This is a genomic window from Collinsella sp. AF29-7AC, assembly GCF_003475665.1.
GTDB lineage: Bacteria > Actinomycetota > Coriobacteriia > Coriobacteriales > Coriobacteriaceae > Collinsella.
This window is the reverse complement of record NZ_QRQX01000002.1, coordinates 161,145-174,616: the sequence shown is the minus strand read 5'-3', so window position 1 is coordinate 174,616 and position 13,472 is coordinate 161,145. Positions and strand designations below refer to the sequence as shown.

At 56.5% G+C, this 13,472-nt stretch carries 9 protein-coding genes; 6 read left to right on the top strand and 3 right to left on the bottom strand.

What is annotated here, in order from left to right; all coding sequences use genetic code 11:
* The first annotated feature begins 261 nt into the window (after window positions 1-261).
* The 3 genes from DWZ15_RS01505 to DWZ15_RS01495 all read left to right on the top strand — a co-directional run bounded on the left by DWZ15_RS01505 (window position 262) and on the right by DWZ15_RS01495 (window position 6,866).
* On the top strand, window positions 262-1,953 hold the full coding sequence (locus tag DWZ15_RS01505; RefSeq protein WP_118448907.1) for an FAD-dependent oxidoreductase: 1,692 nt from the start codon (window positions 262-264) through the stop codon (window positions 1,951-1,953).
* 221 nt (window positions 1,954-2,174) lie between these two features.
* Window positions 2,175-5,426: an ABC transporter ATP-binding protein/permease gene (locus DWZ15_RS01500; protein ID WP_118448904.1), complete on the top strand. Its 3,252-nt coding sequence runs from the start codon at window positions 2,175-2,177 to the stop codon at window positions 5,424-5,426.
* Between the two features lie 159 nt (window positions 5,427-5,585).
* Window positions 5,586-6,866, top strand: a complete 1,281-nt coding sequence (locus DWZ15_RS01495) for an MFS transporter (RefSeq protein ID WP_118448901.1) — start codon at window positions 5,586-5,588, stop codon at window positions 6,864-6,866.
* Window positions 6,867-7,068: 202 nt separating this feature from the next.
* Here DWZ15_RS01495 and DWZ15_RS01490 read toward each other — a convergent pair whose 3' ends face one another.
* Window positions 7,069-7,632: a TetR/AcrR family transcriptional regulator gene (locus tag DWZ15_RS01490; RefSeq protein ID WP_117563584.1), complete on the bottom strand. Its 564-nt coding sequence runs from the start codon at window positions 7,630-7,632 to the stop codon at window positions 7,069-7,071.
* 239 nt (window positions 7,633-7,871) lie between these two features.
* On the opposite strand from DWZ15_RS01490, the gene DWZ15_RS01485 reads away from it, so the two are divergent.
* The 3 genes from DWZ15_RS01485 (at window position 7,872) to DWZ15_RS01475 (ending at window position 11,573) form a co-directional block, all read left to right on the top strand.
* Window positions 7,872-9,110 carry an agmatine/peptidylarginine deiminase gene (locus tag DWZ15_RS01485; RefSeq protein WP_117635844.1) on the top strand — a complete coding sequence of 413 codons (1,239 nt, stop codon included), beginning with the start codon at window positions 7,872-7,874 and terminating at the stop codon, window positions 9,108-9,110.
* A 121-nt stretch (window positions 9,111-9,231) separates the two neighbouring features.
* On the top strand, window positions 9,232-10,296 hold the full coding sequence (locus tag DWZ15_RS01480; protein ID WP_117635843.1) for an ornithine carbamoyltransferase: 1,065 nt from the start codon (window positions 9,232-9,234) through the stop codon (window positions 10,294-10,296).
* A gap of 11 nt (window positions 10,297-10,307) precedes the next feature.
* Complete coding sequence (locus tag DWZ15_RS01475; RefSeq protein WP_117635842.1) at window positions 10,308-11,573, top strand: MFS transporter; 1,266 nt, start codon at window positions 10,308-10,310, stop codon at window positions 11,571-11,573.
* A 123-nt stretch (window positions 11,574-11,696) separates the two neighbouring features.
* Here the strand turns inward: DWZ15_RS01475 and DWZ15_RS01470 are convergent, their stop codons facing one another.
* Window positions 11,697-12,830: a hypothetical protein gene (locus DWZ15_RS01470; RefSeq protein ID WP_118448898.1), complete on the bottom strand. Its 1,134-nt coding sequence runs from the start codon at window positions 12,828-12,830 to the stop codon at window positions 11,697-11,699.
* Between the two features lie 63 nt (window positions 12,831-12,893).
* Window positions 12,894-13,421, bottom strand: coding sequence for a DUF3592 domain-containing protein (locus DWZ15_RS01465; protein ID WP_117635840.1), 528 nt, complete (start codon window positions 13,419-13,421; stop codon window positions 12,894-12,896).
* Between the last annotated feature and the right edge of the window lie 51 nt (window positions 13,422-13,472).

Here is a 13,472-nt window from a genome sequence, read left to right as displayed (position 1 = left end):
GGGCCGAGGCCGCCTCGATCAATTTGCGAAAGAATCTTGACGGTACCGACAACTGAAGGGGAGTCGCTGGAAACAGCGACTCTTTTTTCTGCTTCGGGGTAGCATCATGGGTATACGTCGAAAGGGCACGCAGCTTTTCGTGCATTGCCTGAGCGGTGCGCGAAGCAACCAAGCTGTGAGTTTTCTTAAGCGTTCTGGGTATGGCAGTGTCAAGAATATCGGCGGCATAAGCGGCTACACGGGAAAGGTGGTGCGTTGGCTATGAAGGTGGTTATCGTTGGAGGCGTCGCGGGCGGCGCATCGGCGGCGGCACGTTTGCGCAGACTCGACGAGCAGGCCCAAATTGTCATCTTTGAGCGCACGGGTTTTGTATCGTATGCCAACTGTGGGCTTCCGTACTACATTGGCGGCGTGATAGAAGAAGAGAGCGCATTGACGCTGCAGTCTCCCAAGGGCTTTTGGGATCGCTTTCGCATTGCGGTCAAGACGAGTCACGAGGTGTTTGCCATCCATCCCGATTCGCATACGGTCGAGGTTCGCAATATGCTGACGGGCGAGGAATTTGTCGAGACGTATGACAAGCTCATCCTGTCGCCGGGTGCAAAGCCGATTCGCCCTGCGTTGCCGGGCATCGACTCGGATAAAATCTTTAGCCTACGCACCGTTGAGGACACGCTGCGTATTCACAGCTATGTTCGAGAGCGGCGATCGAGCAGTGCCGTCGTGATCGGCGGCGGCTTCATTGGCGTCGAGACGGCGGAGAATCTGTGTGAGCTGGGGCTCCAGGTGACCCTTCTGCAGCGTCCCGTCCAGCTTATGAACAACCTGGATTACGACATGGCGACCCTTTTGCATACCGAGGTGCGTGAGCACGGTATCGATCTGCGCCTCAAGGCCGATGTGACAGGTTTTGAGGAAGTTGATGGCCGCGTTGTCACCCATGTTGCGGGCGATGACCCTATCGGAGCCGATATGGTGCTGCTTGCCATTGGCGTGGCACCTGAGAGCCATCTGGCGCAAGAGGCGGGGCTCGAACTGGGCATCAAGGGGGCTATTGTGGTCAACGACCGCATGGAGACCTCTGCTGCCGACGTGTATGCCGTGGGCGATGCCGTGCAGGTCACGCATCAGGTGACCGGCGAGGACGCGGTCATTTCGCTCGCCGGCCCCGCCAACAAGCAGGGGCGTGTCGTCGCCGATGTCATAGCCGGCATGGACAGCTGCTACCTCGGATCGTTGGGCTCATCGGTTATCAAGGTATTCGACTTGACGGCGGCAAGCACGGGACTATCCGAAAAGGCGGCACACGCGGCGGGAGTTGACTGCGACAGCGTGGTCCTGTCGCCCGGTTCGCATGCGGGTTATTATCCGGGTGCAACGCCCATGACCATGAAGGTTGTCTTCGAGAAGCAGGGATTGCGCCTGCTGGGTGCGCAAATCGTGGGCATCGATGGTGTGGACAAGCGTATCGACGTTCTGGCGACTGCCATCCAGGCAGGCATGCGCGGCGATAAGCTTAAGGATTTGGACCTAGCATACGCGCCGCCGTATTCATCGGCAAAGGATCCCGTCAATATGGCGGGCTTTATGATCGAGAACCTCAATCGCGGCATACTGGCGCAGTGGCATTGGGAGGATGAGCCCAACTTGCCACGCGATGGCAGCGTGCAGCTGCTCGATGTTCGTACGGAAGGGGAGTACGAGCGCGGGCATATCGATGGTTTCGTAAACATTCCCGTCGATGATCTGCGCAATCGCCTGGGCGAGCTCGACCGGGCCAAGCCGGTCTACGTGATTTGCCAGAGCGGCATTCGCAGCTACATTGCTTGCCGCATTTTGGCGCAGTATGGCTTTGAGTGTTTTAACTTCTCGGGCGGCTATCGCTTCTTTGCAGCCGTGACTGTGGCTCGCCGCGGCAGCGCTAACGTTATGCCGTGCGGGCTCGAAAAGTAGCGCGCATTGGAATGTGACAAAGTGACAGCCTCTTTGTCGCATCGGGGATGTTATATGCGGGATGGTGCGCCATGCGGCGTGCTGTCCCGTTCGTTTTTTGGCGCGGTTCGTTACACTTCTCACTGGTATCGGCTAAAAATGAGGATAGAGTAGGACAAACGCGCCGAACGTGAACGGCGGGGGAGCGGGCGAGCGCGCCCGCGCGAGAGAGGTTGCCGTCCATGCTGGATCTCAGAGTTATTTGCAAAAGGTACGTTACGCAGTCGTTTACGCAGGTAGCGCTCGACAGCGTAAGCCTGTCTTTTCGCGATAACGAGTTCGTAGCCATTCTGGGTCCCTCGGGTTCGGGTAAAACTACGATGCTCAACGTCATCGGTGGACTCGATCATTTCGATTCGGGCGATCTGCTGATCGACGGCATCTCGACCAAGGACTTCAACGACCGCGATTGGGATGCCTATCGCAATAATCGCATCGGCTTTGTGTTCCAGAGCTATAACCTCATTCCGCATCAGAGCATTTTGGAAAACGTGGAGTTGGCGCTTACGCTCACGGGCGTGGGGCATGCCGAGCGCCGCCAACGTGCGCGCAAGGCGCTCGAGGCAGTCGGTCTGGGCGAGCACGTTGACAAGCGCCCGAGCCAGCTTTCGGGCGGGCAGATGCAGCGCGTGGCCATTGCCCGCGCCCTGATCAATGACCCCGAGATTGTGCTGGCTGACGAGCCGACCGGCGCCTTGGATTCAACGACGTCCGTCCAGGTCATGGATTTGCTCAAGGACGTTGCGCGCGACCGTCTGGTCATCATGGTCACGCACAATCCCGAGCTGGCGTACAAGTACGCCACGCGCATTGTCAACCTGGCGGACGGCAAGGTCACCGACGATTCAGATCCCTTTGATGCTGCCGAGGCCGCGCGTCGCGAGGCCAAGCCCACGCGCAAAACCTCGATGAGCTTTGTGACGGCGCTTGGGCTTTCTGCCCGAAATCTCATGACCAAGAAGGGCCGCACGGCCATGACGGCCTTTGCAGGTTCGATTGGCATTATCGGCATTGCGGCGATCCTGGCGCTCTCCAACGGCGTAAACGACTACATCAAAAAGGTCGAGGAGGACACGCTCTCGAGCTACCCGCTGACGATTTCCAAACAAGATTATGACCTGTCGTCCATGATGGGCGGGCATGGGGCTACGGATGATGAGGTGTCCGAGGGCGAGGACTCATCCGACGCCACCGGTGGCAAAGATAAGGGAACCGATAAGATCCCTGTGGTCACGGCCGTAAAAGACATGTTCGCAAGCGTTAAGTCCAACGACATGACGAGCTTTAAGGCATGGCTCGATGCCGGTGGCGACGGCATCGATAAAGAGGTCAACGCCATTCAGTACGGCTACGGTGTATCGCCGGTTGTCTATCGTGCCGGCAAGGGCGATGAGAAGCCTGTCCGGCTGGTGCCCAACGCCATGACCGAGGCCATGAGCGGCGGCGCAAGTTCGGCGGCAACGGTGAGCATGGATTCCATGGGGACCTCGGTCTTTAACGAGATGATTGACGACCAGAGCCTGCTCGACAGCCAGTACGATGTCGTTGCCGGCCATTGGCCTACGTCTGCCAACGAGGCCGTGATGGTGCTTTCGAGCCGCGGCACGGTGGGCGATTACACCCTCTATAGCATCGGTGCGCTGGATATCGATGAGCTTAACGACCTGGTTAACAGTGCCATGACGGCCGACGGCAAGGTCGAGACGCCCAAGGCCGGCACCGACTTTACCTACGACGATGCGCTGTCCACGACGTTTAAGGTGCTGTCGCCGTCCGATGCCTATCGCAAAAACGAAGAGACCGGCATGTGGACTGACATGTCTGGCGATGCCGACTTTATGGCGGCCAAGGTTGCCGACGGTATTGACGTGCGCATTGTGGGCGTGGTGCGACCCAACGAGGCGGCAAACGCGAGCGCATTGTCCCCGGGCATTGCCTATACGCATGCGCTGACTCGCCAGCTTATGGAGCGTGCTGCCGATTCGCAAATCGTGCAGGAGCAGCTTGCCCACCCCGAGACGGATGTCTTTACGGGCAAGTCTTTCGATGAACTGCAAGGCGAGGCCAAACAGAGCGTGGAACTGGGCAGCATGTTCGGTGTGGACGAAGCGGCGCTGAAGAGTGCGTTCTCTCTCGATTCGTCGGCGCTCTCGGGTGCGGCCGGCGGTATAGACCTTTCTGGTATCGACTTGTCCGGGCTGGACCTTGACCTTTCGGGCGTTGGGAAGGGCATTGACTTCAGCGACATCATGGCCAAAGCGCCGGCCCCAGATTTCTCGGGCATCTTTGACGGTCTGGAACTCACGCCCGAGCAGATGCAGCAGGTAGGAACGCTTGCCAACCAGCTGTTTGAGGGCTTTCTGCAGTCTGATCAGTTTAAGGCGCTGTCGCCCGAAGATCTTAAGGACGCGTCAAAGCTTGCTGCCGCATTCTCGGCGTATCTTGAGAATGATGCCGCAGCCCAGCAATGCCTGGCTCAGCTCAAGGCGTTGGGCGGCGATGCCTTGGCCGAGCGCCTGCAGCGGGCGATGGGCGACTATGTGCAAAAGCAGCTGGCTCCGTATTTGCAGCAGTCTATGGATCAGGTGATGAAGGCGGTCAGCGAGCAGATTGCGACGACGGTATCAACCCAGCTCAAGGCGGGTGCGGCAGGGTTCATGGACCAAATGGCGACGCAGATGTCTTCGAGTTTTGCCAACCTGGCGAGCGCCATGCGCGTGGATGCGGGCGCCTTTGCTCGTGCCATCCACTTCAACATGGACGCCGAGGACCTGAGCTCGCTCATGATGAGCTATGCCAAGGCGTCGAAGCTCACCTACGACAACAATCTGACCACGTTGGGCTATGCGGACGAGGCGGACCCCATTTCGGTCAAGATTTTCCCGCGCGACTTTGAGGCCAAGGAGCGCGTGCTCGATTACATCGATGCGTACAACAAGCAGGTCAAAGCTGCTGGCCACGATGAGCAGGCAATCTCGTATACCGACTACATGGGCATCATCATGGGCTCGGTGACCGACATCGTGAATACTATCAGCTTGGTGCTCATCGCATTCGTGAGTATCAGTTTGGTGGTGAGCTCCATCATGATCGGCATCATCACCTACATCAGCGTGCTGGAGCGCAAAAAGGAGATTGGCATCCTGCGCGCGATCGGCGCGTCAAAGCGCAACGTGGCCAACGTATTTAATGCCGAGACCTTTATCGAAGGCCTCATTGCCGGCGTCTTTGCCATTGTCGTCGTGGTGGCCGTGAGCTTTCCGGTTAATGCCTGGGCGCTTGCGGCCAAGCAGGTGCCCAACCTGATGAGCCTGCCCGTTCAAGACGCGCTGATGCTCATCGCGATTTCGGTGCTGTTGACGGTTGTCGCCGGCCTGCTGCCGGCCCGTAGCGCATCCAAGAAGGATCCCGTGGAGGCCCTGCGCTCCGAATAATGCGACAAAGGGACAGTCCCTTTGTCGCATTGGGGGCCCAATTACCGTTCGGCACGTTAAGGGTCCCCGCTCCCCGCTTAACACTTGACGAAGAATCTCCATCTTTATATACCTATCGGTAGGCATATAGGTTGCATTGCCGATAGAAACGGAGTAACCATGACTCTCATCGCACCAGCCGAAAAGGACCGCCCCCGTGAGAGCGGCGCATTTGCTTGGATTGTCGTTATTGCGCTCGGTTTAATGTCTGCGGGAACAACCGGCACCTACAGCATCATTGCCGGCTCATTCATCGCTCCTGTATGTGAAGACCTGGGCTTTGACTACACTTCTTTCTCTTTCTATTTCACCGCGATTCTTCTTGGCCTTGCGCTTGGGCTTCCGCTTTTGAGTCGTTTCATTCCAAAAGTAATCGGCAAACCATGGCATATTTGCGTTGAACTCGTCCTTATTGCCGCCGGCGCCGCAATGGCGTTCTACACCGAGGTCTGGATGTTCATCGTCTCCGCCGCAGTGATCGGCATCTGCTTTTCGTTCACAACGGGTGTCTGCATGTCCGATGTCATTGACCAATGGTTCAGTAAATCGTCTGGTTTTGCCATCGGCCTTGCGTGGGGCGTTAATTCTCTCTGCACGCTGCTATTGAGTCCTGTCATTACACTGGTCATCGAGCAGCAAGGCTGGCGTACGGGTTACATCGTACTTGCGGCCGTTTCTGCAGCCATGATATTGCCCACAAGCGCATTTATCATTCGCCTTAAGCCTTCTGATCGCAATATGCTTCCGTACGGAGAGACTACCTCCGAAACCCATGAGAGCTACAGCGCCGATGAAAAGGAAGATGTCTCTTCGGGCATGGCGCTCCGCGATGCCGCGAAAACGCCATCTTTTATTCTCTGCGCCCTTCTGCTCTGCGTGGCGCAACTCACCTGCTGCATGAACCAGCTGTTCCCGACCTATGCAAGCGAGGTCGGCTTCAATCCCATCGTGGGAAGCCTAATGGTTTCGGCGGCTTCGCTCTCCGATATTTTCCTAAATCCCTTCGTAGGCAAAACATGCGACAAGCTCGGTGCTATTAAAGCAACGGTCGCATGGACGGGAGTCAGCATTCTTTCATTCCTACTTCTCATCTTTGGCGGAAGCAACGAGACCGTTTCCATCATCGCGGCCGGCGTAAACGACGTCATGTTCGCCATCGTTGGAACTGCAATGCCGATGATTCTCCTCTCGCTCTTCGGATCACGCGATTTTGGAAGGATCTATTCGATTATTTGCTCAGCGGGCTATGTTGTCGGAGCTTTCGGAATGCCAGTCATGATGAAGGTTTACGGTATGGCAGGGTCTTTCCAAGGAGTATTCGTCTTCTGTATCATCTGCAACCTTCTGATTGCGACATTTGCTTTAGTTTCCGGTATCCTCAATAAGACTACCGCGAAATAACCTGACCAACGAACTGCCCTTCAGCCCTGTCATTTGTCTCCGCAAGTTAAAACGAAATTGGGGCCGATTCCAACATAGCTGGAATCGGCCCCAATTTCTATTCAACAACTTTTGCAATCATCGCGAACACGGGTTTCGAACCATTCCGCGACCCCACAAGTCGTCGCATCGCGCTTGCCAAGGTGCCTCTGTTATTACGCGCCTATTTAAACATGAGTTCGACGATCCCTGCCCAAACAGCCTTTTCATCGATGTCTTCATCTTGGGCAACGGTATTGCTCGCTCCCTCAAGTACGGTGTAAAGAATCTGCACGTACAGCATGACGTCTGTTTCATCGGAAAACGCGCCAATTTCTAGGCCATGGAGAAGGATGTCTTTAAGCGCGTCCATAGTTCGGTTGATCGCCGTTGCCTGACGTTCCTGAACTGCAGGGATTCGATTTGCCTGAATACTGACCTCGGCCAGCACGCGACGGCGCTTTTCATCACTACGATAGCCACCTATAACCGAATTGCCGAGCTCGATAAGCGCCGCCTTGAATCCGTCCCTATCGACTATTAGCGAGTAGTCGCGCTGATAGTCGATAGTCGGAAACATACTATCTAAGAGCGTGGTGAAAATATCCTCTTTAGAGGGAAAGTAGTAGTACACCGATGGCTTGGATATACCGACACGGTCGCAGATTTTTCCAATGGACGCCTTGTCGTAACCGACTTCTGCCACAAGATCATACATTGCGTCCAATATTTTTCCCTTTGTGCTCACGCTTCACTTCTCCATTGCAAATCACTTCCGCATTGCCAACATTATTAAGAATGGCAACGGAACATCAATTCGTGTCCGAACACGACCACTATAAACGGTGAACGGTAGGTATCGACAGGCGAATGGCAATTATACAAAAACACCTACCGAACGGTAGGTATAGTAGTACTATAGCTGGTGTAACCCCGCTATTGTCGCGGCCGGACAGCATTGCGGGAAACCCGACGGAAGGACCAACCATGTACGAGAACTATCGTATGCCGGGCGAGTTTGAGAAGCGCTCCAACGTCTATGTGACATGGCTTCCCGATTACATTCGCGCAGAGGGCTTCGATAATCGCCAGCCTTGCGTTGACGTAATTAAAGCTTTGCTTGAGTATGGCGACGTTACGGTCAATCTCAACTGTGGCACCCCCGGCTCCTACGAGGAAGCCTGCTCGCGCCTTAAAGAAGAAGGGGTGGATCTCGACCGTATCCAGATTACGCAGTTCGAAGACTCCAACTTCTACGTTCGCGACAACGGCCCCAGCATCATGGTCGACGACGAAGGCCATTCCTATATGGTCAACCCCGCTTGGACCTATTATGGCGTGTGGGACAAGAACTCCCCAGAGTGCCAGTCCGCACGCAGAGCAGCTGTTCACATGGCGGTTGCGCTCGGGTGCTTCGATATCGTCAATTCCGAAATGGTTTCGGAGGGCGGCGACCGCGAGTTTGACGGTCACGGCACCCTGATCGCCATCGAGGACACGGAATGCCGCAAGCGCAATCCCGAGTTCTCAAAAGAGGAAGTGGAGGCCGAGTACAAGCGCATCTACAACCTCAACAAGGTTATCTGGCTGCCGCAGCCTATGCTTGAGGACGACGACTATCGACTGGGCATCCTCGACGAGAAGGAAGATGGAACTCCTGTCTTCGGCATGAGCTTCGCCGCCCACATCGATGAGATGTGCCGCTTTATCACCCCGAACAAGATTCTTCTTGCCGAGGTATCCGATGAGGAGGCCGCCTCGAGCAAGGCGGGCGCGGAATCGCATCGTCGCATCGACGCCGCCTACGAGATTCTACGCGCCGAGACGGACTGGGAGGGCAAGCCCTTCGAAATCGTCCGCATGCCCACTGCCGAGCCGATCGAGGTTGTCATCGCTCCCGGCGACGAGGACTACGAGCTGTATAAGGGCTTCATCGACGAAATGGGCGGCAAGTTCATGGATGGCACCCCTTGGCCCGAAGGCCCCGTTCACTTTTATGCCGCAGCAAGCTACTGCAACTTCCTCATCTGCAACGGCGTCGTTCTTGGCCAGCGTTATTACCACGAAGGCATGAGCGAAGTCGTGAAGGAGAAGGACGAGCAGGCCAAGGCGGTTCTTGAGAGCTGCTTCCCCGATCGCAAGGTCATCATGATCGACTCTCTCGCGCTTAACCTGTCCGGCGGCGGCGTGCACTGCTGGACCAAGGACGTGGCCGCCAGCTGCTAGCAAGTTCTTAAACTTGCGCTGCCTGATCCAAGCGCCACATTTACAGTCCCCGAGGGATATCCGTGTTTCCCTCGGGGGCGCATTCGACACTTACCCATCAAACAATTGAAAGGAAATAGGCATGAACAACAGCCTTCGCGGTCGCGACTACCTCAACATCCACGATCTTTCCTCTGAGGATTTCCGTTACCTCATCGATCTTGCCTGGAACCTCAAGGCCCAGAAAAAGTCCGGTGTCGACCAGCGCTACTTCCCCGGCAAGAACGTTCTCGCCAACTTTGAGTGGGGCTCGACCCGCACTCGTTGCGCCTTTGAGACCTCTTGCAACGACCTGGGCATGGGCTTCACCTATCTGACCAACTCCCACATGGGCGATTGCGAGACCATCGAGGATGCCATGCGCGTCTTCAACGGCATGTATGATCTCATTGTCTATCGTGCACAAAAGGACGAGCAGTTCCTCTATGATGTCGCCGACTTGGTCGATATTCCAGTCATCAATGCCCTCACCCTCGGCGATCACCCGACCCAGATGCTCGCTGACGCTCTCACGATGGAGGAGCAGTGGGGTGGTCTGCGCACGAGCCGTGGCAAGAAGATGGCCTTCGTTGGCAACTGCGCCGGCGCCCCCGTGTGGTATGGCCGTCTGTGCGCGATGCTCGACATGGACTTCCTCGCCATCGGCCCCGACGACCTCCGTCACCAGATGTGCAAGGAAATGATCGAGGAGGTTGAGGCCTGCTACGCCAAGTACGCGCCTAACAGGACCTTCACCATCACCTCTGACCTTGATGCTCTGGACGGTGTCGACGTAATCGTTACCGAGGAGTGGCGCTACATCAACCCCGAGTGCGGCGACGAGGTTCTGGACCCTGACGACTACAACTCTTGGCTTGGCGACGCCGAGTCCCTGTACCCCTATCGCGTCACCAGTGAGCTGTGCAAGCGCACCAACAACCCCGACATCTTCTGCATGCACGAGCTCCCCTCTGTTCACAACGCAAATCACCGCGTTGGCAAGATGTTGCTCGACCAGTGCAAGAACGACCTGCATCGTGAAATCATCACCGAGGGCTTTGAGATTGCGGACGAGTGCTTTGAGGCCAACGCGTCGGTCATCTTCCGTGAGGCAGAGAACCGTCAGCACACCATCAAGGCCGTTATGTGCGCCCTTCTGGGTCTCTAGGAGCTGTATCAATGGAAAATGCAAAGTTAAAGAGCAGCAAGGTTTACGCATGGGTTCTCGTGATCGCGCTCGGCCTCATGTCTGCCGGTACGACCGGATCCTATAGCGTAATCGCTGGCTCCTTCGTCGCGCCCGTGTGCGAGGAGTTCGGATTTGACTACTCCATCTTCTCGTATTACTTCACTGCAACGCTCATTGGTCTTGCAGCGGCTCTTCCGTTTGTCGGAAAACTCATCCCCAAGGTTGTTGGCAAGTTTTGGCTCCCCGTCGTCGAGCTTATTCTGCTCGCCGCTGGCGCAGGCATGGCCTTCTACACCGAAGTCTGGATGTTCATCGCAGCTGGTGCTTTGATTGGCGTTTGCTTCGCCTTCACTACCGGCGTCGCCATGTCCGATGTTATTGACCAGTGGTTCAAAAAATCTGGCGGCCTGGCAATTGGTCTCGCTTGGGCAGTGAACTCGATTTACATGCTCATCATGAGTCCCGTCATCACCTCTGTCATTGAGGCTGCTGGCTGGAGGACTGGTTATCTGGTGCTCGCTGGCGTCTCCGCCGTGCTCATTCTTCCCGCTTCCATCCTGATTATCCGCTATAAGCCCCAGGACAAGGGCATGCTGCCCTATGGCTATGTCGAAGGCGAGACGGTCGCCGAGACCGAGGAGACGACCGAGGATAGTGCACGTGGCGTTAGCTACGCACGCGCTATTAAGTCGCCTGCATTCTTTTTCTGCATCGGCTTCCTCTGCCTCGTTCAGCTTACTTGCTGCATGAACCAGCTGTTCCCCACCTATGCCGCCGAGGTCGGCTTTAGCCCCATGGTGGGTGGCTTCATGGTTTCCGCCGCATCGCTGTTCGACCTGTTCCTCAACCCGATCGTCGGTACCACTTGCGATAAGTTTGGCAGCACCAAGGCCATTCTGAGCTGGCTCGCCGTCTCGATTCTCTCCTTTGTCATGCTCATGATGAGCAGCGGCAACTCGACGCTCAGCATTCTTGCTGCCGGTGTTAACGACGTCATGTACGTCATCGCCGGCACCGCTCTGACCGTTTTGGTGATGGACGTCTTTGGCTCCCGTGACTTTGGTCGCATCTTCGCGCTCATCTGCTCCGTGGGCTATATCGTCGGCGCCTTTGGCATGCCCGTCATGATGAAGGTATACGAGCTTGTCGGCTCCTTCCAGGGCGTTTTCATCTTCTGTATTGCATGCAACGTCATCATCGGTCTGTTCTTGCTGCTGGCAAAGAAGACTGGTAAGAGCCTCTCTTGGGACGAATAGTTCGATTCGTCTTAGTCATACGCTGCAGGAGTTAATCTGCAGCAGCTTTAGGGCATCGGCTAACGCCGGTGCCCTTTTTCATGGAATGTGACAAAGGGACAGTCCTTTTGTCACATTGGGCGCCTAGCTCGTTTTGCCCACCAACGTGATACGGATGCTTGGATGGGTGTACTCGTCAAACTCGTCCTCGGGCTCCGTGTCAAATGAATAGTACGTTTTGATGAGGTCGTCACTCGTCCTGATGGAGATTCTCTCGTAGAGCGAACCGTTCAAAAAAGCCTGCCTAAACTCTTCGGGGAGCTTTTGCGGTGCTAGGAGCTCGGGACTCACGGTCTTGACGTCTACGGTTTGGACGACAGAGGAAAGCTCATCCAAGTCGAGCTCGATGCGGGCGAGGTTGTCCTCAAGGCTCGCGTCGGGGTCGATCTCCGCTATGTAACTCACTTCCTTGAGCGTTCCCTTGTTATCGAAATCCAGGTACGTATAGGTCTTCTGGGTATCGGAGTCGCCGTCGTGCAAGTAGCCGCGGACATGATAGCCGTAATCTTGATATCGCTCGTAGGGGTCATCGGCGGACACGTACTCGCATGCGGGCTCTAATGCCTTGCGGGCGATGGCGATCTGCTCGGCCGCGGCCGCGGCGTTCTGTTGCATCTTGATGTTTCCCTGCGCCAGCTGCGGGATATAGGCACCGCACGCGATTGCGAGGGGCAGTGCCACAAGCGCGACGATCCACTTTTTTGCACGGGGGATAGGCACGCCACAGGCCTCTGCCATGGCCTTTGCGTTGGCAAAGCTTTCGGCAAGCACGTCTGCCGCGGTGGCGACGGCGCCTACGGCAGCGGCGACTTCTGCCGCACCGCCCAGGTTGCGTGCGGTCTCATTGTCGCTGTTCTTGAGCAGACGCGCGGCGGCCTGCGTGCCAACAACGCCTGCAATTTGTGCCGAGCGGTCTTTTTCGCTCTGCTCGACGGCGAGCCGGTGCTGCATTTCCCTCCACTGCTTGCCGCGCATGCCAAAGCGCGGCGCGAGCGCGCAATAGCAGAAGATGATGAGCTCGACGGCGGTGAGCGCCAAGGCGGTCATCATGCCCGTCTCCTGGAAGCTTTCATGATGGAAGACGATATCGTCAATCATTTCGAAGGGAATGATCAAAAAAGGCAGCACAAACGCCATGGCAAGCGCCGCGCCGGCAACCTTGGGACAGATGCAGTATCGCTGGATGCGCTTGCGTTCTTGTTCGGAAAGTGTAGCCATAGCTGCTCCTTGGTGTCGTGGCGGTCGTTGCGGCGCATGGGGTGCGGGGCGCATCAGTTTGAGCTAGCGCTGGATAAGAACATAGAGCAAGATGCTCATCGCGATGAGCAAGAAGCCCGCGATGTTAAACATCAGTGTGGCAAAGTTGCCCACGATGGGGCGTTCGACATAGCTTTTGTCTGGGTTGCTGGGGTTGTAGTACACGGTCATTTGGCTACCGAGGGGCCAAAGCTGCTCCGCGAGGGTGCCTAGGCGGGCGATGGGGCCTGTCTGCACGTGCAGCCAGCCCTTGGCGTCTTCGTAGGCGGTGGCTTGCGTGCGGATGGGGAGTCCCGACAAGCTTTTGGTCTTTATGCCACGGAATTGTTTTTTCGCGCGGTATTGCGTGCCGTCGACGGCGTATTCCAAAACGGGATACATCCTGCCTTCGCCCATAAAGCGATGGTCGATGACCGTTCCCATGGTCACGGCGGTACAGGCCTTGGCTTTCTTGCGAGCGGCGGCTTTCATGAGCGCGCTCACTCCGATAAGCAGGATGCCGATGCCCCCAACCAAGATGAGCGCGAGCAGGGATATCTGCGACGTGGTCACGGCGTTCTCCTTTGGCGCGATACCGTCATATGTGACTCAGTATAGAGAACC

Bases quoted from the DNA above. Each gene is read 5' to 3' on its own strand.
- DWZ15_RS01485 (WP_117635844.1), top strand. From the start codon at position 7,872: ATGTACGAGAACTATCGTATGCCGGGCGAGTTTGAGAAGCGCTCCAAC.
- DWZ15_RS01475 (WP_117635842.1), top strand. From the start codon at position 10,308: ATGGAAAATGCAAAGTTAAAGAGCAGCAAGGTTTACGCATGGGTTCTC.
- DWZ15_RS01470 (WP_118448898.1), bottom strand. From the start codon at position 12,830: ATGGCTACACTTTCCGAACAAGAACGCAAGCGCATCCAGCGATACTGC.
- DWZ15_RS01480 (WP_117635843.1), top strand. From the start codon at position 9,232: ATGAACAACAGCCTTCGCGGTCGCGACTACCTCAACATCCACGATCTT.
- DWZ15_RS01505 (WP_118448907.1), top strand. From the start codon at position 262: ATGAAGGTGGTTATCGTTGGAGGCGTCGCGGGCGGCGCATCGGCGGCG.
- DWZ15_RS01495 (WP_118448901.1), top strand. From the start codon at position 5,586: ATGACTCTCATCGCACCAGCCGAAAAGGACCGCCCCCGTGAGAGCGGC.
- DWZ15_RS01500 (WP_118448904.1), top strand. From the start codon at position 2,175: ATGCTGGATCTCAGAGTTATTTGCAAAAGGTACGTTACGCAGTCGTTT.